Source organism: Secundilactobacillus silagincola (genome assembly GCF_002583405.1).
Taxonomy (GTDB): Bacteria; Bacillota; Bacilli; order Lactobacillales; family Lactobacillaceae; genus Secundilactobacillus; species Secundilactobacillus silagincola.
Genome location: NZ_BCMJ01000001.1, coordinates 336918 through 362169 on the forward strand (window position 1 = coordinate 336918; position 25252 = coordinate 362169).

24 protein-coding genes are annotated in these 25252 nt (G+C 43.0%); 13 read left to right on the plus strand and 11 right to left on the minus strand.

The annotated features are described in order from the left end of the window. Nucleotides 1-177: 177 nt before the first annotated feature. The 6 genes from gyrA to dnaA form a co-directional block, all read right to left on the minus strand. Nucleotides 178-2706: a DNA gyrase subunit A gene (gene gyrA, locus CES82_RS01395; RefSeq protein WP_439959036.1), complete on the minus strand. Its 2529-nt coding sequence runs from the start codon at nt 2704-2706 to the stop codon at nt 178-180. A gap of 136 nt (nt 2707-2842) precedes the next feature. Further along, entirely contained in the window at nt 2843-4789 is a 1947-nt protein-coding gene (gene gyrB, locus CES82_RS01400; protein WP_098823522.1) for a DNA topoisomerase (ATP-hydrolyzing) subunit B, read from the minus strand. A gap of 35 nt (nt 4790-4824) precedes the next feature. After that, nucleotides 4825-5943 carry a DNA replication/repair protein RecF gene (gene recF, locus CES82_RS01405; protein WP_098823523.1) on the minus strand — a complete coding sequence of 373 codons (1119 nt, stop codon included), beginning with the start codon at nt 5941-5943 and terminating at the stop codon, nt 4825-4827. 4 nt (nt 5944-5947) lie between these two features. Beyond that, nucleotides 5948-6193: a S4 domain-containing protein YaaA gene (yaaA, locus tag CES82_RS01410; RefSeq protein ID WP_098823524.1), complete on the minus strand. Its 246-nt coding sequence runs from the start codon at nt 6191-6193 to the stop codon at nt 5948-5950. A 311-nt stretch (nt 6194-6504) separates the two neighbouring features. Further along, complete coding sequence (dnaN, locus tag CES82_RS01415; RefSeq protein ID WP_098823525.1) at nt 6505-7644, minus strand: DNA polymerase III subunit beta; 1140 nt, start codon at nt 7642-7644, stop codon at nt 6505-6507. Nucleotides 7645-7894: 250 nt separating this feature from the next. Beyond that, on the minus strand, nt 7895-9229 hold the full coding sequence (gene dnaA / locus CES82_RS01420) for a chromosomal replication initiator protein DnaA (protein ID WP_098823526.1): 1335 nt from the start codon (nt 9227-9229) through the stop codon (nt 7895-7897). A gap of 482 nt (nt 9230-9711) precedes the next feature. On the opposite strand from dnaA, the gene rpmH reads away from it, so the two are divergent. The 6 genes from rpmH (at nt 9712) to mnmG (ending at nt 15874) form a co-directional block, all read left to right on the plus strand. Then, nucleotides 9712-9846 carry a 50S ribosomal protein L34 gene (gene rpmH, locus CES82_RS01425; protein WP_098823527.1) on the plus strand — a complete coding sequence of 45 codons (135 nt, stop codon included), beginning with the start codon at nt 9712-9714 and terminating at the stop codon, nt 9844-9846. A 76-nt stretch (nt 9847-9922) separates the two neighbouring features. After that, a complete protein-coding gene (gene rnpA, locus CES82_RS01430; RefSeq protein WP_098823528.1) occupies nt 9923-10282 on the plus strand; it encodes a ribonuclease P protein component in 360 nt (119 codons plus the stop codon). Between the two features lie 26 nt (nt 10283-10308). Next, on the plus strand, nt 10309-11112 hold the full coding sequence (gene yidC / locus CES82_RS01435; RefSeq protein WP_098823630.1) for a membrane protein insertase YidC: 804 nt from the start codon (nt 10309-10311) through the stop codon (nt 11110-11112). 192 nt (nt 11113-11304) lie between these two features. Then, on the plus strand, nt 11305-12072 hold the full coding sequence (gene jag / locus CES82_RS01440; protein ID WP_098823529.1) for an RNA-binding cell elongation regulator Jag/EloR: 768 nt from the start codon (nt 11305-11307) through the stop codon (nt 12070-12072). Between the two features lie 470 nt (nt 12073-12542). Then, the gene (gene mnmE / locus CES82_RS01445) at nt 12543-13934 is read left to right on the plus strand and encodes a tRNA uridine-5-carboxymethylaminomethyl(34) synthesis GTPase MnmE (RefSeq protein ID WP_098823530.1); all 1392 of its coding nucleotides are present in this window, start codon (nt 12543-12545) and stop codon (nt 13932-13934) included. 29 nt (nt 13935-13963) lie between these two features. After that, nucleotides 13964-15874, plus strand: coding sequence for a tRNA uridine-5-carboxymethylaminomethyl(34) synthesis enzyme MnmG (mnmG, locus tag CES82_RS01450; RefSeq protein ID WP_098823531.1), 1911 nt, complete (start codon nt 13964-13966; stop codon nt 15872-15874). 57 nt (nt 15875-15931) lie between these two features. Here mnmG and CES82_RS01455 read toward each other — a convergent pair whose 3' ends face one another. Continuing rightward, nucleotides 15932-16435 (minus strand): acyl-CoA thioesterase, encoded by a 504-nt coding sequence (locus CES82_RS01455; protein WP_098823532.1) that lies wholly within the window; start codon nt 16433-16435, stop codon nt 15932-15934. A 164-nt stretch (nt 16436-16599) separates the two neighbouring features. On the opposite strand from CES82_RS01455, the gene CES82_RS01460 reads away from it, so the two are divergent. Then, nucleotides 16600-16956: an iron-sulfur cluster biosynthesis family protein gene (locus CES82_RS01460; RefSeq protein WP_098823533.1), complete on the plus strand. Its 357-nt coding sequence runs from the start codon at nt 16600-16602 to the stop codon at nt 16954-16956. Between the two features lie 148 nt (nt 16957-17104). Here CES82_RS01460 and CES82_RS01465 read toward each other — a convergent pair whose 3' ends face one another. The 3 genes from CES82_RS01465 to CES82_RS01475 are packed head-to-tail and all read right to left on the minus strand — an operon-like array spanning nt 17105 to nt 18675. Then, nucleotides 17105-17551 (minus strand): flavodoxin, encoded by a 447-nt coding sequence (locus tag CES82_RS01465; protein ID WP_098823534.1) that lies wholly within the window; start codon nt 17549-17551, stop codon nt 17105-17107. A gap of 55 nt (nt 17552-17606) precedes the next feature. Next, the gene (locus tag CES82_RS01470) at nt 17607-18032 is read right to left on the minus strand and encodes a EutP/PduV family microcompartment system protein (RefSeq protein WP_098823535.1); all 426 of its coding nucleotides are present in this window, start codon (nt 18030-18032) and stop codon (nt 17607-17609) included. A gap of 46 nt (nt 18033-18078) precedes the next feature. Further along, nucleotides 18079-18675 (minus strand): cadmium resistance transporter, encoded by a 597-nt coding sequence (locus CES82_RS01475; protein ID WP_098823536.1) that lies wholly within the window; start codon nt 18673-18675, stop codon nt 18079-18081. 313 nt (nt 18676-18988) lie between these two features. Here CES82_RS01475 and CES82_RS01480 point away from each other — a divergent pair, with 313 nt between their 5' ends. The 4 genes from CES82_RS01480 (at nt 18989) to CES82_RS01495 (ending at nt 22482) form a co-directional block, all read left to right on the plus strand. Further along, nucleotides 18989-19603: a histidine phosphatase family protein gene (locus tag CES82_RS01480; RefSeq protein WP_098823537.1), complete on the plus strand. Its 615-nt coding sequence runs from the start codon at nt 18989-18991 to the stop codon at nt 19601-19603. A gap of 215 nt (nt 19604-19818) precedes the next feature. After that, a complete protein-coding gene (locus CES82_RS12415; RefSeq protein WP_180245623.1) occupies nt 19819-20673 on the plus strand; it encodes a GNAT family N-acetyltransferase in 855 nt (284 codons plus the stop codon). 82 nt (nt 20674-20755) lie between these two features. Then, nucleotides 20756-21037, plus strand: a complete 282-nt coding sequence (locus CES82_RS01490; RefSeq protein ID WP_143466278.1) for a hypothetical protein — start codon at nt 20756-20758, stop codon at nt 21035-21037. A gap of 311 nt (nt 21038-21348) precedes the next feature. Further along, complete coding sequence (locus CES82_RS01495) at nt 21349-22482, plus strand: HoxN/HupN/NixA family nickel/cobalt transporter (RefSeq protein WP_439959034.1); 1134 nt, start codon at nt 21349-21351, stop codon at nt 22480-22482. Between the two features lie 102 nt (nt 22483-22584). On the opposite strand, the gene CES82_RS01500 is transcribed toward CES82_RS01495, so the two are convergent. Then, entirely contained in the window at nt 22585-23148 is a 564-nt protein-coding gene (locus CES82_RS01500; RefSeq protein ID WP_098823539.1) for a cob(I)yrinic acid a,c-diamide adenosyltransferase, read from the minus strand. A gap of 509 nt (nt 23149-23657) precedes the next feature. On the opposite strand from CES82_RS01500, the gene CES82_RS01505 reads away from it, so the two are divergent. Next, entirely contained in the window at nt 23658-24167 is a 510-nt protein-coding gene (locus CES82_RS01505; RefSeq protein WP_098823540.1) for an ECF transporter S component, read from the plus strand. 1 nt (nt 24168) lies between these two features. Further along, complete coding sequence (gene cobD / locus CES82_RS01510; protein ID WP_098823541.1) at nt 24169-25242, plus strand: threonine-phosphate decarboxylase CobD; 1074 nt, start codon at nt 24169-24171, stop codon at nt 25240-25242. Nucleotides 25243-25252 lie beyond the last annotated feature (10 nt).

Consider the following 25252-nt stretch of genomic DNA (forward strand, 5'->3'; position numbering starts at 1 on the left):
AATGTTATTCTGTAATCCGATTGCCCGCAGTTAGCTACTCACCCCGCAATTCAGCTGCCGCAACCCTTAAACGATAAATTATTTTTTAAACTAACCTGACAAGAGATGGTGGTTATACTTTCTAACTACGCAAAAAAGAACGGCATCATTGCCGTTCTTTTAAATATTGCTTTTTAATTATTCGTTATCGCTATCATCATTGTCACTATCAGTTGATGAATCAGTATCATCATCCGTTGCCCGATCAACTAACCGGTCTAAGGATGTATCGCCATCGTCAGTTGACTCGTCTGAATCCGTTTCATCAGATTCATCCGCTGGCGCTTCTTTTTCAACAACCGCCATAGTAGCAACTTTTGCATCTTGATCCAGGCGAATCAGGTGAACACCTAAAGTTGCCCGACCAGTCTGAGAAACATTTTCCACACCGAACCGAATCATTACACCCTTATCGGTAATCAGCATAATGTCTTCTTCACCGGTAACGGTCGTTAAACCAGCAAGTGGACCATTCTTTTCAGTGACGTTGATGGTCTTGATACCCTTGCCACCACGACCTTTAATGGCATACTCACTAGCTGGCGTCTGTTTGCCATAGCCCTTTTCGGAGATGACGAAGACGTTGTCATTCGGCTCTAAAATAGCTGAACCAACAACATAATCGTTTTCACGAAGACGGACACCACGAACACCTGTGGCTGAACGACCCATTGAACGAACATCGCTGGCCTTAAAGCTAACAGCATAGCCCGAATGCGTCCCAATAATCATGCATTGTTCATCATCAACGATGGACACGTTGATCAATTGGTCATCATCCTTCAAGCTCAAAGCCTTTAGACCGTTACTCCGAATATTAGAGAATTCGCTGACTGGTGTTCGCTTAACCGTACCGTGCAACGTGGTGAAGAACAGGTATTTCTCCTGATCCCCCGCAGCATCAGACACGTTGATAACGGCTTGAATCTTTTCACCAGCTTCAATATTCAGCAAGTTGATCACTGGAATCCCCTTAGCTGAGCGACCGTATTCAGGAATTTCGTACCCCTTCATCCGGTACACCTTACCAGCATTGGTAAAGAATAACAGCACATCATGCGTGGAAGTGGAGATCAAGTGCTCGATGAAATCATCGTCATGGATACCCATTCCTTGAATCCCACGGCCACCACGGTTTTGCGCCTTAAATTCAGACGTAGGCAACCGTTTGATGTAACCATTGTGAGTTAGGGAAATCATCACGTTTTCTTCTTCGATCAAATCTTCGTCTTCTAGGCTTAAAACTTCACCGACCATTAATTCAGTCCGACGAGGATCCCCAAATTTATTTTGGATTTCCAGTAATTCTTCGTAAATAATGTGGTTCTGCTTTTCCTTGCTTGCCAAAATCTCTTGATATTCAGTAATTGATTTTTGCAGTTCAGAAAATTCTTTTTCAACCTTGTCACGTTCTAGACCAGTTAAACGAACGAGCCGCATGTCCAAAATGGCTTGTGCCTGTTTATCAGACAGTGGGAACCGACTAATTAACTCGTTTTTAGCAACTTCAGCCGTTTGAGAATTACGAATGATGGAAATAATTTCATCAATGTGATCAAGCGCAATCTGTAACCCTTCAAGAATATGAGCACGCGCCTTAGCTTTTTTAAGTTCAAATTCCGTCCGGCGACGAATGACTTCAAGTTGATGAGCTAGATAATACTGCAAAATCTCTTTTAAGCTCAGAACTTTAGGTGAACCGTTAACGATGGCTAACATATTAAAGCCAAATGACGTCTGCATCATGGTCATCTTGTACAGGTTATTCAAGATAACTTCAGCGCTGGCATCACGACGCACATCAACAACGATCCGCATCCCTTCACGGTCAGACTCATCGTTAACATCCGTGATCCCTTCGATTCGCTTATCTCGTGCCAGATCAGCAATCCGTTCAATTAAGCGTGCTTTGTTGACCATGTAAGGAATTTCGGTAGCAACGATTTTTTGCTTGCCACTCTTATCTTCCTCAATCTCAACTTTTGCCCGTAAGGTAATGGTTCCCTTACCAGTTTCATAAGCTTTCCGAATACCGGATTTGCCCATGACAACACCACCGGTCGGAAAATCTGGACCAGGTAAAGCTTCCATCAGATCCGCAGTAGTGGCATCTGGATTCTTCATCAGGATATGCAGCGCACTAATTACTTCCGCCAAATTATGCGGTGGAATATTAGTCGCCATCCCAACGGCAATCCCAGAAGCACCGTTAACCAGTAAGTTAGGGAAACGTGCTGGTAATACTACGGGTTCTTTTTCAGTGCCATCGTAGTTTGGCTGATAATCAATGGTATCTTTGTTGATATCGCGCAACATTTCCATGGCAACCTTGCTCAATTTAGCTTCGGTATACCGCATGGCAGCTGCACCATCACCATCAACAGAACCAAAGTTACCGTGGCCGTCAACTAACATGTAACGGTAACTGAAATCTTGCGCCATCCGGACCATGGCTTCATAAATTGCAGCATCCCCATGGGGGTGAAACTTACCCATAACGTCCCCAACGATTCTGGCAGACTTCTTATATGGTTTATCAGGCGTAACGCCTAATTCACTCATCCCGTAAAGGATCCGCCGGTGAACTGGTTTTAGACCATCCCGAACATCTGGTAACGCACGAGCAACGATAACACTCATGGCGTAGTCCAAAAATGAAGTCCGCATGGTTTTCGCTAAATCGACATCAGTGATGCGACTTGGCAGTTCTTCATTCGCCAAATTTAGTACCTCCCATAACGTATCACGGGCACTCAACTACCCGTCAATCAATGACCCCCAGTGAATTTTCAGTTAATTCAAACTAGACATCCAAGTTTTCAACATACTTCGCATTCGTTTCGATGAAGTCTCGCCGTGGTTCAACTTTGTCACCCATCAACGTGGTGAAGACTTCGTTGGCCTCAGCGGCATCACTAGGATCAACTCTCAATAGACGACGCTTATCTGGATCCATCGTAGTTTCCCACAATTGGCTAGCATCCATTTCACCAAGTCCCTTATACCGTTGAATAACTGGCTTTGGAGATGGTGGTAATTGGCCTAAAATGTCATCTAATTCTTCATCAGAATCAATATAACGTTTCATTTTCCCTTGGCGAACTTGATACAGCGGTGGCTGAGCAATGTAGACGTACCCAGCGTCCAGTAGTGGCCGCATATAGCGATAAATCAGCGTCAGTAGCAACGTCCGGATATGGGCACCGTCGACATCGGCATCGGTCATGATGATCAGTTTGTGATAATTGACCTTGGAGACATCAAAGTCTTCGCCAAACCCAGTCCCCATCGCTGTAAACAGTGAACGAATTTCTTCGTTAGCTAAAATCTTATCCATGCTGGCTTTTTCAACGTTCAAGATTTTCCCACGAATGGGCAAAATAGCTTGCGTTAACCGTGAACGGCCCTGCTTAGCAGAACCACCGGCAGAATCACCTTCGACAATGAATAATTCAGAAATTGCAGGGTCCTTACTGGTGTTATCAGCCAGCTTCCCTGGTAAATTACTGATTTCAAGTCCGCTCTTCTTACGGGTAACTTCACGGGCACGCTTAGCAGCAACTCGCGCTTTAGAAGCCAGTAACCCCTTATCAACCACTTTTCGAGCGACTGTCGGGTTCTCCATCATAAACTGCATGAAGCGTTCACTGAAGATATGATCCGTGGCCGTTCTAGCGTCTGAGTTGCCCAGTTTGGTTTTAGTTTGACCTTCAAATTGTGGATCCGGGTGTTTAACGGAGACAACAGCAGTCATCCCTTCACGAACATCTTCCCCACTCAGATTAGGTTCATTATCTTTCATCAAATTATTCTTACGGGCGTAATCGTTAACGATACGAGTAAGGGCCCGCTTGAACCCTTCCTCATGAGTACCGCCTTCGTACGTGTGAATGTTATTAGTAAACGTCAGCAAGTTAGAGTGGTAGCCATCCGTATACTGGAGTGCCACTTCAACCGTAATGCCGTTTTCCTCACCTTCAACGTAAATTGGTTCGTCAAATAACACGTCAGTATTCTTATCCAAATACTCAACGTAATGCTTGATGCCGCCTTCGTACATAAAGGATTCTTCAGTTGGCTTTTCTGGTCGCTCGTCCCGAATCGTAATCCGCAATCCCTTATTCAAGAAAGCCAGTTCGCGAATCCGTGTTGTCAGCGTTTTAATATCAAAAGTAGTTGTTTCACGGAAAATATCTGAATCCGGCAGAAAGTGAACCGTTGTGCCATGAATGTTTTCTGGCAAACCAGTATCGATAACCTTCATTGGGGTAGTTACTCGGCCATAGGCAAAGTCCATGTAGTAACGTTTACCATCACGAACAACCTTGACATCCAGTTTAGAGGATAGCGCATTAACGACTGACGCACCCACACCGTGAAGACCACCGGAAACTTTATAGCCGCCACCGCCGAATTTACCACCGGCATGCAAAATCGTGAAGACCGTTTCAAGTGCTGATTTACCCGTTTTCTTTTGAGTGTCAACGGGAATCCCACGACCATTATCCATTACAGTGACACTATTGTCCTTTTGAACCGTCACGTGAATGGCATCAGCAAAACCGGCCAAGGCTTCATCAATCCCATTATCAATAATTTCCCAGACCAAATGGTGTAACCCTTGTGAACTGGTAGAGCCAATGTACATACCAGGTCGTTTGCGAACCGCTTCAAGTCCCTCGAGAACTTGAATCTGACTGGCATCGTACTCGCGAGCACGCTCTTGTTTCGTTTCTTTTTCTTCAGCCAAGTGTGATCCTCCTCACTAATAAATCCCTAAAACAACTAATGATCAGTCTGAATTTCACCGTCACTGATCCGAAATACTTTTGGTTGGTGTATTAATTTTTGCGCCACACCACTTAAACTAGTGGTGGTTAAAAAGGTCTGAACCTTATCCTGAATCGCAGTTAACAAGTGTGTTTGACGACTGTCATCTAGTTCAGACAGCACATCATCCAGTAGTAAAACAGGATATTCACCCGTCTGTTCGTGCATCAAATCAATTTCAGCTAACTTAACGCTAAGTGCCGTTGTCCGCTGCTGACCCTGAGAACCAAAACTCGAGACATCCTTATCATTCACTAAGAACTTTAAGTCATCTCGATGCGGTCCGATGAGCGTCGTTCGCTGAAAAAGTTCTTTGTCACGACGCTGTTTATACAGTAATTTGAGCGCATCGTAGACGTGCTGGGTATCGAGTAGATCATCATCTTTAACACTGGTTTCATAGCGAAACGACAGTTGTTCTCGCTGCTGCGAAATCTCCTGATGAACCTGAGCTGCCCAGACTTCTAAGCGCTTCAATAACGTGACACGCGCACTGATAATCTCAGAGCCGTAAGCCGCCAGCTGATCGGACAGGACATCTAACAGCACCATATCTGACTGTTTCTTACTGCCCAATTCCTTGAGATAACGGTTACGCTGCCTGAGAATCGTGCGGTACTGAGAGGTGTTGTATAAATACTTATGGCTCATTTGGCCAAATTCCATGTCCATAAAACGACGCCGAACTTGCGGAGATCCTTTGACTAAATTCAAATCTTCCGGTGCAAATAAAATCACGTTTAACTGGCCGACATAGCCCGATAATTTTGCTTGCTCCAAGTGATTCACTTTGGCCTTCTTACCATGTTTGGAAAGATCGAGCTCTAGCGGTGTCGTACCGCTATTCTTCTGCACTCGGCCAAATACCTGCGCTGTATCTGCCTGCCAACCAATCAGTTCGCGATCGTTACTGGTCCGATGACTTCGCGCCAAAGCCAAAAAGTAGATGGCTTCTAGCAAATTCGTCTTACCCTGTGCGTTTTCGCCAATCAAGACGTTAACACCCGGCCCAAACGAGACGGTTAAATCTTGATAGTTGCGAAAATGATGCAACTTTAATTCTTCTAATCTCATAAGCTTATTCAGCCTGTTTTAAGCGAATAAAAAACAGCCCAACGTCTTTGACATCGACCGTATCTCCTGGATATAGTTTTCGTCCGCGCCGATTATCCGGCTCATCATTCACATCAACCGCATGTTCCTTCAAATACCACTTTGCTTGACCACCTGAACTAACGATTGCTTCTTCTTTCAGCAACTGGCCCAAGGTGATAAAGGGTGGTTCAATGAAAACTTCCTTTTTCACGGCTTCACCCACCTTCATTTTCTCTTATAATTATACGCTTTTTAGGGGTAAAAGTATAGTTTCAGTTTCATTTACAGCCATTTAAGCGATTTTCGATATTCATAAGGTATTTTGCCATAATTCGGTTAAAAACGCTTAGAGCTTAAAAATGACGTTTTGTAACGGAATTGGTAAAAATTAGCTCATTTTTGAAAAAAATAACTAACGAACCAATTTATGACCCAAAATTTCCTAAAAATCGTCACTAAAATCAGCTAACGAAACGTTGGTAACAAAAAAACGCCGATTCAGTTTCGAACTGAGTCGACGTTTTTGCTTATTGATTTAATTTAAAAAGTTCTAACTGGTGTAATCAGCTGAATAAAGTTCTCTTTGTCTTCAGTTGGTACCAGCGTAAACGGCCGCAACGGTGACGTGAAGGAAATGGTGATCACCGCAGCGCCAAATGAACGCAAGGCATCTTTCATGTAGTCGGGGTTAAAGGAAATCTCAAGTTCTTCCCCGGTCATTTCGCTAGGTGTCAAGGCTTCTTCAACGTTACCAACATCAGGCGAGTTACCAAAAATCTTTGCTTGGCTGTTGGCTGGATCAAGGGTCAACTTTACTACGTTGTTCCGCGATTCATGTGACAGCAACGATGCACGTTCAATAGCCGAGAGCAACCCCTTAGCATCAAATTCAGCACTAGTGGTCGATTCATTAGGGATCAGCCGTGAAGTATCTGGATAGTTGCCTTCCAACAAACGTGAATAAAACATGGTGTCACCAATGGTAAATAGGACTTGGTTTTCGGACAGCCGCATTTCAACGTCAGGATTATCATCGCCAAGCATTCTGGCGAGTTCCGTTAAACTCTTACCAGGAATAATAACGTCATAGGTACCTGAGGCAGCGGATGGCAATTCAATCTTACGTTGACTTAGCCGGTGACTATCAGTAGCAACGGCTAACAGCTGATTATCAACTAACGTAAAGTGGACACCGGTTAAAATTGGTCGGCTTTCTTGATTTGAAACGGCAATAACGGTTTGATTGATCAGTTCGCGGAAAACATCGCCAGTTAGTGTAATCGCATCGCTGGCATCAATTTCTGGCAAATGAGGATAGTTATTAGCATCTAAGCCGTTAATAGTAAATGATGCAGATCCTGAAGTGATCTCTGTTTGGAAGCCTTCAGTAACGTCTAACGTTAAGTTATCTTCGGGTAATCGTTTAACAATGTCGCTGAAAAAACGTGCGGGCAACACAATGGCACCTGGGCTTTGAATGGCCAGCTGATTATCCGGATTATCTGAATGAATCAACGTTTCGATAGAAATATCAGCATCTGAACCAGTCAGTGTTAAACCAGAATCGTCAGCAACTAACTTTAAACCAGTCAAGATTGGAATAGTGGTTTTTGAAGAAATGGCGCGTTGCACATTATTGAGTTCTTTGATGAACGCTGCACGATTAATTGTAAATTTCATGTTTGGGACTCCTTATAATCCATAATATAAATAAAAGAATAGTAATAGTAGGGCAGTGGATACTGTGGATAAGTTTAAGAAACACTCGTAAACTGTAAGTTATGCACATGTGGATAACTTGTGCATAACTTTTTGAGTTTTCCACATCTTTCTTTTTGAAGTCTTATCTATCATAGCCTATTCGAATGAGTAAAAAAAGTAGCCGACTTGAACTTTGGGTCAAATCGATTACTTTTTTTGCTGACTCGGACTACCTTTCAATTTCGGTTTTAAGATTTGTGATTTCTGCTTGTAAATCACTGTCAGTTTTCAAGGCATCAGCAATTTTATCATAGGCGTGAATAACGGTGGTGTGATCTTTACCACCGAATTCGTTGCCAATTTTTGGCAGTGAACTGTCGGTGAGTTCTCGTGATAGGTACATTGCGATTTGACGCGGCATCACGATGGTCTTCATCCGTTTTTTACCCTTTAAGTCCGCTAATGAAACGTGATAATATTTGGCGACTTTTTCTTGAATCAATGGAATCGTGAGTTCACTGGAACGACGGTCAAGCTTCAAGCTCTTAAGAGAACTGGCAACCAGTTCAGTCGTGATTGGCTGATGAACCATCTTAGAGTAGGCATGAACCCGGGCTAAAGCACCCTCAAGTTCACGCACGTTAGAGTCGATTCGGCTAGCGATGTAGCTTAACGTTTCATCGGGAATCGCAATGTTGTCCGCTTCGGCCTTATTGCGTAAAATCGCGATCCGCGTTTCCAGATCAGGTGGCGTAATATCCACTGATAATCCCCAAGCGAACCGAGAAACGAGTCGGTCTTGCAGCTTCGGAATTTCGTTTGGTAACCGATCTGAAGTTAATACGATTTGCTTACCATCATCGTGAAGATCGTTAAAAGTATGGAAGAATTCTTCTTGAGTTCCTTCTTTATCAGCAAAGAACTGAATATCGTCAACTAGTAGTAAGTCAACGCTTCGATACTCTTCACGGAATTGATCCTGTGTCTTCGATTGAATAGCAGTAATGAAGTCGTTTGTAAACGCCTCGCTGGTGACATACTTCACCTTAGTATTCGGATCATCAGCTAACATCTTGTTACCAATAGCGTGCATCAGGTGGGTTTTACCCAAGCCTACACCACCATAGAAGAATAGTGGATTATACATCACGCCCGGCTCCTCAGAGACAACCAATGCAGCAGCATGCGCCATTTGATTCCCCTTACCAATGACAAAGGTATCAAAGGTGTATTTGGGATTCAATTTAGCACTTTGACTAAACGGAGCGGATGCTGTTGCAGGGTGTTCAAGTGTGGATACCTGAGAGCTTTCGTCATCATCGGCCACAATAAAAACTGGCTGAATATCCTCTTGGGCATATTCATAGGCCAGTTCAACTAACGGCTGGGTTAAGTTGCGTTGCCAATAATCACGATGTAGCTCAGATGGTAGCTTGATTGTTAGACGATTGTTTGTTAACTTAACGGGTTCTGCAGATGAGATCCACGTTTTAAATGCAGTAGGGGCGATCTTTTGTTGGAAACCGTCTTTGATTTCACCCCAAAGTGTGTCTAAATCAAGCACTTTTCTTCCTCCCCGTATTAAATTGATAAATTTAGTTTAGCATGCCATAAAAAAGTTTTCCACAGCCTTTTGAACTTGTGGATAATTGTTTCACAGGCAGGAATAAAGTTTTCCACAAGGTTGTGTATAACTCGTTCAAAAGTGTTGTGAAACATTTTTATCCACAGGCAGTTGTGCAAAACAAATGCTGATATATCAGGTGTTTCACAAGTTAGTCCCCAGAATCAACAAGGGTAAATCGTTGAGAAACCACAGCCTGTGGAATAGTGGATAACTCTGTTAAAAGGGGCCAAATTTAAATCTTAAATTAACAGGTTATCCACAGCCCTAAATCATGAAACAAATTTTTTAATTCATTAAAAAGTGCGTTTTTTTTCAATTTACTCTTTGATGTTGGCGTTAGATATGCTATTATATTTTAGAAATGCATTTAGAGATGTAAATAATGGCTTCATGCCTGAGGATCAGGAGGTGTAAGTTTTATGAAGCGCACATATCAACCTAAGAAACGTCATCGCTCACGCGTGCACGGTTTCCGTAAGCGGATGAGTACGAGCAACGGCCGTAAGGTTTTAGCACGTCGTCGTCAAAGAGGTAGAAAAGTATTGTCTGCATAGACCACTGACCAATCAGTGGTCTTTTATTTTTATACTGCGTAAAAATAATGTAGTGCGGACGTTTTGGAGATGCAATATGCGAAAATCTTACCGTGTAAAAAAAGAAGCCGAGTTTCAAGAGGTTTTTGAAGCACGGCAGTCGGTAGCTAATCGTCAGTTTGTAGTTTACCGAATGGATCGAAAAGATCAGCCCCATTTCCGGGTTGGTATTTCAGTAGGTAAAAAAATTGGTAATGCGGTTCATCGGAATTGGGTCAAACGGCGCATCCGGCAATCGCTCACTGAGCTGAAACCTTATTTGAAACAGGATGTTGATTTTCTAGTCATTGCCAGACCATCAACTTCAGAGATGCCAATGCCAGAAATCAAGACGCATTTGATTCACGTTTTGAAACTTGCAAAATTGCTTGATAACGATTATAGCGAGGAAGACTAGTGAAAAAATTAAAGCGATTTATCACTATGTTTGGTATTGTTGGGCTATCCGTTTTTCTAACAGCTTGCGGTAACCAACCAATTACCGAACATAGCACAGGGTTTTGGGATGGTGTTGTCCTATTAAACTTTTCCCGAGCCATTATTTGGTTAGCCCACGTCTTTGGTGGGTATGGTATGGGGATTATCGTCTTTACTATTATTGTGCGGATTGTCATCTTACCATTGATGATTTTCCAAACGCGAAGCATGAAAAAGACCCAAGAAATCCAGCCACAGTTAAAGGCATTGCAGAAAAAGTATTCATCTCGTGACCAGGAAACCATGGCTAAGCTACGTGAAGAGCAACAAAAGCTCTACAGTGAAGCTGGCGTTAATCCGGTTGCTGGATGTTTGCCAATGGTTGTGCAATTACCAATTATCTGGGCACTGTACCAAGCTATTTTTCGGACCGATGTATTACGGTCTGGACACTTCTTATGGTTGCAACTAGGGTCAAGAGATCCATACCTGATTTTGCCAATTCTAGCTGCTATCTTCACCTTTTTAAGTTCATGGCTCATGATGAAAGGACAACCAGAGTCTAATACCATGACAACTATGATGACGGTAACCACACCAGTGATTATCTTCATCACCGCGTTAAGCTTGCCAAGTGCACTTTCACTTTACTGGGTTGTTACCAACGCGTTCCAAGTGGGTCAAACCTTGGTTATTCAAAATCCTTGGAAGATCCGTCGTGAGCGTGAAGAAAAGAACCGAGAAAAACGCGAACACGAGCGACAAGTCAAAAAGGCTATGCGGCGTGCTAAACAAAGTCGTCGTAAGTAATTAATCGGCCTAATTTTAAAAAGCAAATAACGATCTCAGAGTGGTGATTCACTGCTCTGAGATTTTTTTATTTAAAAAACTAAAAGCAAGCGCTTGCGAAATTGTAATATTACCATTTGCAAAAGCTACTAAATGCGTACCGCTCGCATGCTATACTATAAGTTAAGAAGTTCATTGAAGGGAGAGGCAGTCATGACTTTATATACAAGCGAGACCGTTGATGGTGCAATTCAAAACGCACTTCAACAACTTCAGCTCGATAAATCTCAAGTGGAGGTGACCGTATTAACTCAACCGCGAAAAGGTTTTTTTGGTATTGGTGCCCGGAAAGCAAAAGTTGAGGTTAAGCCGGCTGTTAAAGACCAACCTGAGGTAGCTGATCACCAGATTGATGAAACTCCATCAGCTATGGATACGAAAACAACCATCGAGCCAGAAATAACCACGGATAGTGAATCAAAACCAGTTACTGAAACCACTGAAGGGCCAACAGTTGACCGACAGGCTGAATACCGGCAAGTTGCAACTGAACTCAATCAATATTTAAGTGAGATTGTTAGTCAACTGGGCATTGACGCTACTAGTCAGGTTGAGGTTAAGCATCGGCATGTGACGATTAATTTTGAAACTGAACAAGAGGGCCTACTGATCGGTAAGCACGGTCGGACGATCAATGCCTTGCAGAGTTTGGCGCAGGTCTATTTAAATCACAAGCGTTTCTCGAAGTTAGAGGTGACGCTGGATGTGGCTAGTTATCGTGAACGGCGCGAAGAAACCCTGACCCGCTTAGCCGAAAATATGGCTCGGGAAGTAGTGGCAACGGGTAAACCAGTTTATCTGGATCCGATGCCATCTTTTGAGCGCAAACAAATTCACAGTGTCTTAGCGGATAATGAACATGTCATGACCTATTCGGCAGGAACGGAGCCGAAGAGGGCGGTGGTGATTACGTTAAGATAGGTGCGTAAAAAAGCGGTTAGGGAGTGGAGCGTAAGGGCCTAGTAGTGTAAGTCATGGGCTTGGGCTTAGACTACTAGGCCCTTACGTGCAACTCCCTGCTTTTTGGAGCCAGTTTGGGCTAGAGGAAAGGGGAGCTGGATGACTGGAAATTTTGGTGTTTAGTGCTTTTATTTTCTCTAGCCTAATCAGGCTCCAACGAGCAGACAGCTGCATGTAAGGTACTGCCGGCATAGCCACGCCAAAGACCGGCGCACCTATGCCGGCAGTACCTTACACTCCGCTATCTAACCGCTCGTTTCCGCACCTTTTTTCCTTGACACTCCCCGCATTCCAGTCTATTATGATACTTAATCATTCTTATCTTAAATAGATAAAGTAGTCAAAGTGCTTTATCCATGCTGTTAGGGGCATGGAGTGGGCACTTTTTTTGTGCGTGAAAATATGAACAACTAATTAACGGAGGGATAAACATGACGACGACAAGTGAATTTGACACCATTGCGGCCGTTGCAACACCGCCTGGTGAGGGTGGTATTTCAATTATTCGGGTGAGTGGTGATCATGCTTTTGAAGCGGTGATGCCGTTATTTAAAGGTAAAGCGTTGGATAAAGTGAAAAGTCACACAATTAATTATGGTCATATCATTGATCCTGAGACGCAGTCGGAAGTGGATGAAGTGATGGTTTCCGTAATGCGGGCACCAAAGACTTATACGCGTGAAGATGTGCTTGAGATCAACTGTCATGGTGGGTTAGTGGCTACCAATGAAATTTTGCAGCTTGTTATTAGTCAGGGTGCGCGATTAGCTGAACCTGGTGAGTTTACCAAACGTGCCTTCCTTAACGGCCGAATCGACTTGAGTCAAGCTGAAGCGGTCATGGATTTGATTCGTGCTAAAACGGACCGTTCCATGAAGGTGGCTTTGAACCAGCTGGACGGTAATCTATCTCGGCTGATTAAAAATCTGCGTCAGGATATCTTGGAAGTTTTGGCTCAAGTTGAGGTCAACATTGACTATCCAGAATACGATGATGTTGAAACTATGACGACCAAATTACTGCTGGAAAAGGCTAAGGAAGTTAAAGCATCGATTCAGCAGTTACTTAAAACGGCCAAACAGGGTAAAGTCCTGCGTGATGGTTTAGCAACCGCCATCGTTGGTCGGCCCAATGTTGGAAAATCAAGTTTGCTTAACGAACTGCTTCATGAAGATAAAGCTATTGTAACGGATGTTGCCGGGACCACTCGTGACGTGATTGAAGAATACGTTAACGTTGGCGGCGTACCGCTGAAGCTGGTTGATACAGCCGGGATTCATCGTACGGATGATAAAGTGGAAAAAATTGGTGTGGAGCGTTCTAAAAAGGCCATTGCAGCTGCAGACTTAGTGGTGCTGGTATTGAATGCTAGTGAGCCACTAACCGATGAGGACCGACAGCTATTGGCGGACACAGCCGATGAAAAGCGAATCATCATTTTAAATAAAACTGATTTGCCACTCAAACTCGAAATGTCTGAACTTAAACAATTAGCTGGTGATACCAAGATTATTAAGGCTTCTATGACTCAAAACCAAGGAGTCGACCAGTTGGAAGGCGAAATCAGTCACCTGTTCTTCGATGAAGGGATTGAAACGGGCCGCGGTAACGTTATGGTTACTAATGCTCGTCATATTGGTCTGCTGAATCAAGCTAGTTCTGCGTTAGACGATGTGATGAGCGGGATTGCTGCTGGAATGCCAGTGGATCTGGTTCAAATCGATATGACGCGGTGCTGGAATAAACTGGGTGAAATTACCGGTGATAGTTACCAGGACGAATTGTTGGATCAACTCTTCAGTCAGTTTTGTGTTGGTAAGTAAAAGAGAGAACTTATTTAGGAGGAAACAACATGCCTGAGATTCAAGCCTATCAAGGCAAAGACTTTGACGTCATTGTCGTTGGTGCCGGCCATGCCGGAGTAGAAGCAGCACTGGCAGCTGCACGAATGGGAAATAAAACCTTATTGATGACGATCAACTTGGATATGGTGGCCTTTATGCCATGTAATCCATCAGTTGGCGGTCCGGCTAAGGGAATCGTCGTGCGGGAAATTGACGCACTTGGCGGTGAAATGGCCAAGAATATTGATAAAACCTACGTTCAGATGCGGATGCTCAACACGGGTAAGGGACCGGCTGTCCGGGCTTTACGTGCCCAAGCGGATAAGCACGCTTACCACGCTGAGATGAAGCATACTTTGGAAAAAGAACCTAACTTAACCTTGCGGCAAGGAATCGTCGATGATTTGATCGTTGAAGATGGCGTTTGCAAGGGTGTCATCACGAATACGGGTGCGCATTACAGTTCTAAGACAGTGGTGATTGCTGCCGGAACAGCCGCACGGGGCAAAATTATCATCGGTGAGCTCATGTACTCATCTGGTCCTAACAACTCTCAACCAGCGATGAAACTCACTAAGAACCTTGAAAAATACGGTTTAGAGCTGAAGCGGTTTAAGACGGGGACACCGCCACGAGTTGACGGTAATACGATCAACTATGACGAAACGCTAGAACAGCCAGGGGATAAAGAACCTAATCATTTCAGTTACGAAACTCCAGATGAAAATTACCTGGAGCTCAAGAATCAACTGTCATGCTGGTTAACTTATACCAACGAAACTACTCATAAGATTATTCGTGCTAACCTTGACCGCGCGCCAATGTTTACGGGTGTTATTGAAGGTGTGGGTCCACGTTATTGTCCTTCAATTGAAGACAAGATCGTGCGTTTTGCTGACAAGAGTCGCCACCAGCTATTCTTGGAACCAGAAGGCCGCAATACGGATGAATGGTATGTTCAAGGACTGTCCACTTCAATGCCGGAAGAAGTTCAGCAAAAGATTCTCCATTCCATTAAAGGTCTGGAAAACGCTGAACTGATGCGACCAGGTTACGCCATTGAATATGATGTGGTTTCGCCATATCAGCTGCGGCCAACACTGGAGACCAAAATCGTTAAAAACCTGTATACCGCTGGCCAAACTAACGGGACGTCAGGTTACGAAGAAGCTGCTGGACAAGGTATCATGGCTGGTATTAACGCTGGGTTGCGTGCATTGGGTAAAGAACCTTACGTCATGAAGCGTTCAGAAGGTTATATTGGTGTCATGATCGATGATTTAGTCACTAAGGGTACCAACGAACCTTATCGTTTGCTGACGAGCCGTGCCGAATACCGGTTGATCTTACGTCATGATAATGCTGATCTGCGTCTTACACCTAAAGGCCACGAACTGGGTCTCATTTCTGATGACCGGTACAACAACTTTTTAGCTAAGCGTAAAACCATTGAAGATGAAATTGAGCGGTTAAATACTGTCCGGGTCAAGCCTTCTGCAGAAGTGAACGCCTACGTTGAATCACATAACGAAAAGCCACTGAAAGATGGCGTTTTGGCTGCTGAGTTCTTACGCCGGCCACGGGTTACTTATAAAGATCTGCTACGGTTTATTCCAGCTCCTGAAAAGCCGTTGGATCGCCGAGTTATCGAAGAAATCGAGATTCGGATCAAGTACGCTGGTTACATCAAGAAAGCCGAAGAAAATGTGGCTAAGATGAAGAAGATGGAAGCCAAAAAGATTCCGGATGACATCGACTTTGATGCTATCGATGGATTAGCGACAGAGGCTCACCAGAAATTAGATAAAATTCGTCCAGAAACCATTGCACAAGCAACGCGGATCAGTGGGGTCAACCCAGCTGATATTGCGATTTTAAGTGTGTATATTGAACGGGGCAGAATTGCTAAAATTCATTAATAGATAGATTATAAAAAGGCTGAACCTTCGCTATTCTGCGAGGATTCAGTCTTTTTTCTATTTTAAATTCAAATGTTTAAATAAGGCTTTTTGGTATTCTCGGTCTCGTTTACGCTCGACTAAACGATCAGCATACCCGCTACAAATAAACTTTTCTTCATCCGTTTCGGGAATGATTTTGGGCAATGGCGGATCGGCTGGATTAGCCACTGTGACAAAGGTGACAAAGCAGGTGAAACCCACGAAACGCTCACCCGTCAGCAAATGTTCGCCGAGTCCCTTAACGAAGACTTCCAATGAGCGGTGACTAGTACCAGTGACGTAGGATTCAATCAACATGGCATCTTGCATGATAAAGGGCGCGATAAAGTTCATGTGATCCATGGTGGCTGTAACTTGAACTTGGCGGACAGCTTTGGAAGCTGCAATTGAGCTGGTATCATCCACGAGGGATAAAATGCGACCGCCAAACACGGTGTTGTGTTCGTTTAAATCGGAACTAAACACGCGGTGACTTGTAGTGGTTAACGTTTCGTGACAGGTTAACTGATTTGTGCTCATTATTGTGACCTCCAGCAATCGATAATTAAAACTATTCTACCATAAATTCACAAGCAAAATAAAACGGTTACATTTAACGTAATGCGAAGCCGAAACAGATTAATTGTAATTTGTGATGACAACTTTCATAATAAAGCCAAAATTAACCGAAAGAAGCGATGAAAATGACACGTCATTTAACCCTGTCACCAGAAGCAATTGAAAAGATCAAACCCTATTTGAAGGATGATACCCGACTCCTGTTGAGTTATGACGATGGTGTTGGCCCGTATTCTCATCATGGATTAGTGGCCCTGCAGGTTTCCTTTCAGCTGGTACTGATCAATGACAGTCAACCGTTTAAGGATTATGACGAAGAAATTGAAACCAATTTGCAGCCAATGTACATTAAAAGTTATTCTGGGCGGTTTTTGAGTGATCAAATGACTCTAAAACTGCAACCGAAATACCAGACTTTGATTTTAGCGGATGATAGCGAAGAAATCGATCAAAACGTGGAAATTGTGGATGAACGGCAATAGAAATGTGATATAACTCGGTAGAAGAATTTAACACAAACAAGGCGTATGCCGTCGAATTTTGGCAGCATTACGCCTTGTTTGTGTTAAATGGCGAAAATAATGGTGAATAACTAACGATAGAGGGAGTAACTAAACGCCCTTACCACACTTATTTTCCAGCAGCTTTAACCAGCGCATCCGTAAATTTCGCTAGTGTCTCAACGTCTTCTTCCACCGGTTCCAAGTCGATCTTAACGTTCTCGGCACCCTGGGTAGCGTGAGCAGTCTTAAATGCTTCACCATAGACATCAACCGCTTTATTAAAGTCATCGCCGTAGAATACATCTCCAGAGCCAGCAACGCCGTAAATTTTGCCTGTGAGGTCCAGTTCCTTTAGATCATCATAGAAGTCCATGCCTTCTTCAGGGAGGGCGCCTTCATCATAGGTATAAGGGCAAACGACACAGATATCTGCGTCCAGTAGTTCATCAGCGTCCGTTTGTGAAATCTCGGTTTCATCGACTTCAACCCCGTGTTTTTTGAGCTGATCTGAAACAATGTCGGCAATGTCTTCGTTATTGCCAGTGATGCTTGCGTATACGATGTGTGCGTTCATAAATAGGTTACCTCTTATTATTCGTTATAGTATTTTCTAGTAACAGTTGCTTGTGTTATTTGAGTAATGCGGAGACCTGATCGATATTGGTATCCGTGTAAGATGATATGGAGATGATCGGGTCAGCACCTGCATCGTTTAAACGGTCCTTAACGATGGCCACATCTTTATCAGTTGCCACATCGGTTTTGGTTACGATGCCAATGGTGGGGCTGCTGAACATGGAACTAAAGCCAGTAGGCAGGATTACCCGTGAATCAGTGGCACTCTGCATTAACACAATAATATCAGCTCCAATGGCTGAAGTCATCAAGTTTGAGTACATAAAACGGTGCTCCACGTACTCGCCTGGAGTATCGATGATATCGTTGTAATACTCAATGGTCTGCGTTTTGTTGTACTTAATTTCCATTTCGTTTAGCCGCTGAATCAGTGTGGTCTTGCCACAGCCGATTGGGCCGATGAACATTGCCCTTTTCATGTTAAAAGGCCTCCATAGTTAATGAGTTATTTGAGATGATAGGCGTTTAAAACGCGTTATTTTTGATGAGGATGTAGATACCTAATGCAATGAAAATGAGTGGAATGACCCATTTTCGGTATTCCTCGATTTTTTCTTTTAACACTGGTAAATTGGCCAGCTTATAGCCGATAAAGCACCAAATCAGCGTCATCATGGCATAGACACCAATGGTTAGTACCGTTTCGGTTTGGTTATACTGAGAAAATAATGGGACGTAAATGCCAATATTATCGGCACCATTTGAAATCGTCAGCAAGCAGATACTGAGAATCTTAATCATGCCAGATCGGTTGTACTTGATTGATCGAGGTAAACTGCTATTGTCGGTTTTACTACGAAAATAATAGTCGAACCAATATTTAATTCCCAAGAAAATCGGCAAGAAGCCCATCCATTTCAGCAACCCGCTAATTAAGAAACTGAGGCCATAATCAATCAGCAAGCTGAAGACAACTAAGCTGCCGATACCCAATAATTGTCCCAAAACAATTTGATATTTTTGATACTTTTTTTCTTGAGTAAAGAGGAGTGTTAGAACCACAATGTCGTCTAAGTCTGAGCTAATAAATGACACTATCCCCGTAATAATCAGTGCTAACATTATAGGACCTCTGTATCCGCTTTCATTAATTGTTTATCCTTTCATTCTAAGTGATGTAATGCACATATTCAAGCGCTTATCTTGTTTAGTTGGTCATCAGCAAAATTTGAAAGATTGTGGTACAGCGAGGATGGTAATGGTAAATACCTGACGGATGGGACTAATCTTTCAGAAAACAAGGTGTGTAAGCAGACACTCAATCGGGTACGGTACTTATGATTATTTTGTCGTTTCCTTTAATTAATATTTTGCAGACGTGCCTGAAATAATATGTCATAATAATGGCAGAATAAGAAAAAACGGAGGGCGCAGTATGACAGACTTTTATTTCATTCGTCATGGTCAAACGTCGGCGAATGTTCAAGGGTTAAAACAGGGGACGATGGACACAGAAATTACCCACTTAAACGAAGTGGGGCTGACTCAGGCAGCTCATTTGCGTGATCATTTCGATATTAGCTTCGCTGATCAGTTGGTAGCTAGCCCGCTGAACCGGACAAAGCAAACGGCTGTTATTTTGAATGAAAACGCGCAATTACCAATCAGCTATGACGATCGGTTATTAGAAATTTCTTACGGTGACTGGGATGGTCAAAAAAACCGGGACTTAGAGAAACAATATCCGGATGTGTTCGACCACAGCCTTCACGATGTGTTGCCAACGTACGCTAGTCATGCGCATGGCGAATCCTTTAAAACGATCACTGATCGTGCCAAGTCGTTTATGACGGAATTTGCAGGCAAGTATCCTGACCAAGCCATTATCGTGGTCACTCATGGCTTTACGATTAAAGCAGCAGCTATGGCGGTCTTGCAGCCAGCCAATCTGATGGCTTTACCGGAGCCTGGCAATACTAGTGTGACCAAGATAACCGTTGATACTGCTAGCAATCAATCATACGTTTGGTCCTATAATCAACAATATTAAGGGGTATGCGACAAGGAGCTATTCGAAAAGTATTGAGTGGTGTTAGGCGTGGTGATGGCGAATGATGAATAAGACTATTTTGAAAAAATAATCTTATTATATCCAACTTGCTCAGATACGAGCTTTTTGGCTCATGGCGTCATATAATGTAAGTGCTTACAATTAATGTGTTAGACGCAGATTGTCAATCTATAGATATTTTTGAGGTGGTTTTCTTGAAAAAAATAGGTGTATTTGTTGGTAGTTTACGCAAGGGGTCATATTCAAAAAAGATTGCTAAGGTTTTAGTATCGTTACTACCAAGCAATATTGAAGCAGAATTTTTAGACACGGGTGTGCTGCCATTATTTAACGATGATCTTGATCCAAATGGCGTGCCAGAATGGAATCGTTTCAGGAATCAATTGGACACGCTGGATGGGTTATTAATCGTCACACCAGAGTACAATCGGTCGATTCCAGGAGCCTTAAAGAATGCCATGGATATTGGCTCACGACCAACGAACCACTTTGGCGGTCGCGTTGCTTTAGTGGTTTCTGATTCCATTGGTAACGCTGGTGGATACGGTGCAAACCATCATCTGCGGCAGACTTTTACTACGTTGAACATTATTCCAGTTCAGCGGCCGGAGGTGTACCTTGCACACACGGATACCATGTTTGATGAGCATGACATGATTAAAAGCGAAGGGACAATTGGGTTCTTGCAGTCCGCTATCGATGCATTTGTTAAGTTGCTTTACGTGACGTCACTGTCATCGAGCGTTGGCGAATTTCTAGACGATAGCACTGATCCACTGTCACTGACGCTTGGTAAGGGGCATTATTACCATAAAAATGATGCTGGTGAGATTGTGGCTGAAATTAAATTTAACTTTGACACGCCGGGCGCAGTGACCGTCACGAGTACCACTGTTCAGCCCGAACTACGCGGAAAAGGGATCGCAAAGCAACTGGTTCTCAAAGTCATTGCCATGGCAAAGGCCTATCAGCTTAAAATCATTCCTAAATGTAGTTACGTAGAATCGTTTTTCAAAACGTATAAAAATTATGCGGACATGGTTCAGTAATTAAATAAACGTTAGGACAGTCTAATATTGGATTAAATAGAAAACCTATCACAACGGCAATTCAAATCGAATTAGTGTTGTGGTGGGTTTTTTTGGTGCAAAAAAAGACAGAATTTTCTATAAAAACGGCAATCGTGAAATTATTATCATGTTGGTTGACAATGGCACTTTTAGAAAAGTGCTGGTTGAAACGTTTGGCAAAAACGGTTTAATGACTGTTAAATCAGTGGTTTCAATTCTTTTGGTACAGAATTTTAAGAGTAGACAAGCAACCTTGAAAATTGGTCAATATTGTTTTATTTCACCTTTTAACAAAATATTCGCCTTAAATCATGATGATTTTGTCGATAGAAACGCAAAATAATACCATCTCTAATCACGAAGGCTAGGTTGAGATTGATGTGGTGGGTGAAAGCGCTTTATTGAATTGCGTTAAAAATGTCACACATTGCTAGTGCAACTGGGTTAAGGTCAAGCGTACAAAATAATTGGGATTGCCGATGGTATATTGAGTGTGTTCGAAGGGCTCGTATCAATACTGTCTTTTTTATTAGATTGTGAATTACTAAACAGCATTTCAAACTGAGCCAAACTACTGGTAACGACATCGTTAGTCACAGCGTTAATCCTTATTATGACTACCTAATGTTGCCGACCACCACGGAGGTTTTACAATTGGAATCGAAAATGACTCATTATCCATTAAAGCCAGATTTATTGAAATTCGGCAGTTACGTTATTTTTCTATTTGTGATCGGGTGGGGACTCGTCTTTGTGTATCTTAGCCGCTATCCATCCTTATTAGCGATGGCGTTTCTATCGTTTACCTTTGGTTTACAGCATGCCTTTGATGTGGATCACATTACCGCTATTGATAATATGACGCGTAAACTGATTAACGACGGTAAAAACACTCATGGCGTCGGGTTCTATTTTTCGTTTGGACACTCATTAGTGGTCGTGATTATGGCTTTGCTGACGATCTTTTTCGTTGAGTGGTCTAAGAAACAGCTGCCGAAGTTTCAGAATGTTGGTGGGGTGTTAGGAACACTTTTTGCCGGGTTTATGCTGTTGCTGCTGGGAACGATTAATTTAATTATCTTGTTTGGCATCTGGAAATCATTTAAAGCAATCAGTAGCGGGGACTTCTCCACGGCACAAGCGTCCACCGATACGCGAATCTTCAGAACCTTTAAGAAGATGCTCAACATTATTAAGCACAACTGGCAAGTGGTCTGCGTTGGCTTTTTATTTGGCCTTGGTTTTGATACTGCCACCCAAATCGCCGTTCTTGCTACATCAGCCGTTGCAACTAGTAAGGGGATTCCGTGGTTCGCGGTGTTCTCATTTCCAATCCTATTTACTTCCGGTATGTGCTTTATGGATACGTGCGATGGTCTATTTATGAGTACCGCGTACAGTTGGGTATTCTCCTCACCATTCCGAAAGGTCTATTACAACCTCGCACTGACGGGATTATCAGTTACCGCAGCGTTTTTCGTTGGTATTGTGGACGTGCTGCAGGCAATCGGTGGGTACTTAAAGTGGCATAATCCCATCATTAAATTTGCACAGTCACTGAATTTTAATATCCTCGGAATTCTCCTAGTGATTTTGTTTATAATTACCTGGTCAGCTGCCTTGATTATCTGGAAAGTGTTTAACTTGAAAGCAAAGGATGCCGCCGTTGTGAAGGCTGAGCAACATCAAGAGGCCATCTTTGAACGGATGAATGAGGCCAATACTGAAAGTACGGTGCACGTGAACCAGTCAGTTGTGCAATCTGGAAATGAACACAGTTTGGGATAATCTTTTTAATTTAAGGTGAAAGTGTTAATTATTCACAGAAAAAACGACTTATCGAGAGATCTAATTAGATTTCTTAATAAGTCGCTTTTTAGCAAACATGGTTTACCGAAAGACGGGTTTGCTATTCCGGTATAAAATATCCTCGTTCTTGCCAAGCATGTTTGCGTAACGGGCAGCAGCGAAGAAGTAATCAGATAGTCGGTTAATGAAAACCAGCACGTCTTTATTAATATCGTCTTCACCTTGGAGCGTCACAATGTTGCGTTCAGCGCGACGTGTGATGGTTCGGGCGACGTGCAATGCTGAAGCTGGCTGGTTGCCTCCTGGCAGAATAAACTTCTGAACGGGTGGTACAGCTTCGGTATAAGTGTCGATTTTACCTTCAAGCCATTTCACGGCATCTGCGTTAAAGATGAAGTCTCGTTTAGGGTCGTCGTTTAGAGTGGCCAAATCAGTACCGGCATCAAACAGCTGTTGTTGGATCTCTTCCAACTCATCTTTTAAAACGGCTGTTTCTGGCGTGAGGATCGAAATTGTGTAGCCGACCCAAGAATTTAACTCATCGACGGTACCGTAGGATTCAACCCGCGCATCGTCTTTATCGACGATCTTTTTGCCGATGATCCGGGTCTGTCCCTTGTCGCCTTTTTTCGTGTAAATTTTCATGTTAAACCTCCTGAAATATTCAGATGAATTTACGTTCCTCCATCATTATACATAATATAACTCTAAAAGAATTGCTTGGTTGTTAATCTTAATAAAGGCTGATATGACGGCGTATAAAGTAATAGTAAGCTGAAAAATAAGGGCTGATAGCAAAATAATGATAGTCAATTTAAAATAACGCCAAAATAGTATGGTTTCGACGAGAATCTCTTATAAATGAGAGCTCAAAAAACGACTATCAAAAACAAAGCATAGTGTAGATTACAATGATGACGCCATTTTGGTTTTAAGAGCACACAAAAATATCATGCAATATTTTGCTATTAGCAAATAAATTAATACTATTTTGAAGAGATAGTCAAATCACCGCAAATAAATTGTTAGGTGAATCACAAGTCGTTGAAATGGGGGAGGGAAGCTTTTATATTTTTAGTGAGAACCGAATGTCACGTTATGTAAGCGCCAACATTATTATTTCGATATCTACGAAAGAGAGGTTATATAGTCATATGGGTGATTTAGCCAGATTAAAAAGAATCGTTTTAGCAGCCATGCTACTGGCCCTTTGTGTGGTTGGGGCAAATATTAAGATCATGGGGTCGATTGCGTTTGATTCTATGCCAGCATTTCTCGGTGCTATTCTATTAGGACCGTGGTTTGGGGCGTTTTTAGGTGTCTTTGGTCACTTGACCTCAGCTGCCATGGCTGGTTTTCCGTTAACTTTACCCATTCACCTTATCATTGGATGCATGATGGGAGTCTGCATGTTTGTTTTCGGATGGATCCGTCAACGGTTCGGTAAAGACAAGCTTAGTATTGTTTTGCTTTCCGATATCGTGGGATACATCATTAATACGCCGCTGGAAGTCCCGTTGCTGTACCCGTTATTACATGGCGCCATCTTCGCACTGTTCGTTCCATTGACGGCGGCAACCATTTTTAACATCGTCATCGCAGAAATTATCTATGCCTTTTTACCAAAGAATATGAAGCATGCCAGCTTCTTAAGGAGTAATTAGCATGAAAGTCACACACGGCGGTAACCGCGAATTAATTGCAAAACAGATTGGTGTTTCAGCAGACAAGCTGGTGGACTTTAGTGCCAATATTAATCCACTAGGGTTGTCACCTCAGCTTAAGCAGGTGATTACGGATGCGGTGGATGATGTTATCTACTATCCAAACCCGCAGTACCCAGAATTGCGTCAGGCGATTGGCAGCCACTTTAATTTAGCGGCTGAAGACGTTTTTGTTGGGAACGGTGCAGTTCAAATGATCTTTGATACTGCCACGGCTTTACATTCGAGACATGCATTGGTGCTGGCCCCCACGTTTGGTGAGTATGAACGCTCACTGACACGTGCGGGTACTACGGTTTCACACTTTGAACTGACACCGGCAAACGATTTTCAGGTACCGGTCCATCAGTTACTGAAACACTTAGAGACGCACCCAGATATCGATTTGATCTGTTTGTGTAATCCCAATAATCCAAGTGGTCAAGTGGTCAAACCAGCTGATGTACAACAGTTAGCCGACTATTGCATGGGACACGACGTTTGGTTGATTCTCGATGAGGCCTTTATGGATCTAATCGACCATGATGCTCTCAGTTACGTTTCGTTGATGAAACCAACGGATCCCGTGATTATTCTGCGATCAGCGACTAAGTTTTTTGCGATTCCAGGCTTGCGGCTTGGGTTTGCATTGACGCGAAATGAACGGCTAAAAGCACAATTAACTGCGACACAGGAACCGTGGTCGGTGAACACCATGGCCGCTCGATTCGGTGAACATATGTATGAAGATACGGACTATATTAAACGTACTTACGATTGGCTAAGAGCCGAAAAGCCATACCTGTATCAGGCATTACAGACTGTGAATTACCTGACCGTTTTTCCATCGGTTACAAACTACTATTTATTAAAGAGTGACGTTCCAAAATTACGCGAACGACTTTGGCAACGAGGGATTATGATTCGCGACTGTTCCGATTACGTGGCCTTAAGTCCGGAGTATTACCGGGTAGCGGTACGTGGTCATGCTGAAAACGAACAGTTGATTGCTGCCTTACAGTCGTTGACACAATAAAAGCAAAGGG

Excerpts from the sequence above, each read along its gene's own strand:
- CES82_RS01470 (WP_098823535.1), bottom strand. The coding sequence starts at position 18,032 with ATGAAAAGGGCAATGTTCATCGGCCCAATCGGCTGTGGCAAGACCACA.
- jag (WP_098823529.1), top strand. The coding sequence starts at position 11,305 with ATGACTTTATATACAAGCGAGACCGTTGATGGTGCAATTCAAAACGCA.
- cobD (WP_098823541.1), top strand. The coding sequence starts at position 24,169 with ATGAAAGTCACACACGGCGGTAACCGCGAATTAATTGCAAAACAGATT.
- CES82_RS01455 (WP_098823532.1), bottom strand. The coding sequence starts at position 16,435 with ATGAGCACAAATCAGTTAACCTGTCACGAAACGTTAACCACTACAAGT.
- CES82_RS01465 (WP_098823534.1), bottom strand. The coding sequence starts at position 17,551 with ATGAACGCACACATCGTATACGCAAGCATCACTGGCAATAACGAAGAC.
- CES82_RS01505 (WP_098823540.1), top strand. The coding sequence starts at position 23,658 with ATGGGTGATTTAGCCAGATTAAAAAGAATCGTTTTAGCAGCCATGCTA.
- yidC (WP_098823630.1), top strand. The coding sequence starts at position 10,309 with ATGTTTGGTATTGTTGGGCTATCCGTTTTTCTAACAGCTTGCGGTAAC.
- CES82_RS01460 (WP_098823533.1), top strand. The coding sequence starts at position 16,600 with ATGACACGTCATTTAACCCTGTCACCAGAAGCAATTGAAAAGATCAAA.
- CES82_RS01480 (WP_098823537.1), top strand. The coding sequence starts at position 18,989 with ATGACAGACTTTTATTTCATTCGTCATGGTCAAACGTCGGCGAATGTT.
- mnmE (WP_098823530.1), top strand. The coding sequence starts at position 12,543 with ATGACGACGACAAGTGAATTTGACACCATTGCGGCCGTTGCAACACCG.
- CES82_RS01475 (WP_098823536.1), bottom strand. The coding sequence starts at position 18,675 with ATGTTAGCACTGATTATTACGGGGATAGTGTCATTTATTAGCTCAGAC.
- recF (WP_098823523.1), bottom strand. The coding sequence starts at position 5,943 with ATGAGATTAGAAGAATTAAAGTTGCATCATTTTCGCAACTATCAAGAT.
- rnpA (WP_098823528.1), top strand. The coding sequence starts at position 9,923 with ATGCGAAAATCTTACCGTGTAAAAAAAGAAGCCGAGTTTCAAGAGGTT.
- rpmH (WP_098823527.1), top strand. The coding sequence starts at position 9,712 with ATGAAGCGCACATATCAACCTAAGAAACGTCATCGCTCACGCGTGCAC.
- mnmG (WP_098823531.1), top strand. The coding sequence starts at position 13,964 with ATGCCTGAGATTCAAGCCTATCAAGGCAAAGACTTTGACGTCATTGTC.
- yaaA (WP_098823524.1), bottom strand. The coding sequence starts at position 6,193 with ATGAAGGTGGGTGAAGCCGTGAAAAAGGAAGTTTTCATTGAACCACCC.
- dnaN (WP_098823525.1), bottom strand. The coding sequence starts at position 7,644 with ATGAAATTTACAATTAATCGTGCAGCGTTCATCAAAGAACTCAATAAT.
- gyrA (WP_439959036.1), bottom strand. The coding sequence starts at position 2,706 with ATGCGGACTTCATTTTTGGACTACGCCATGAGTGTTATCGTTGCTCGT.
- CES82_RS01500 (WP_098823539.1), bottom strand. The coding sequence starts at position 23,148 with ATGAAAATTTACACGAAAAAAGGCGACAAGGGACAGACCCGGATCATC.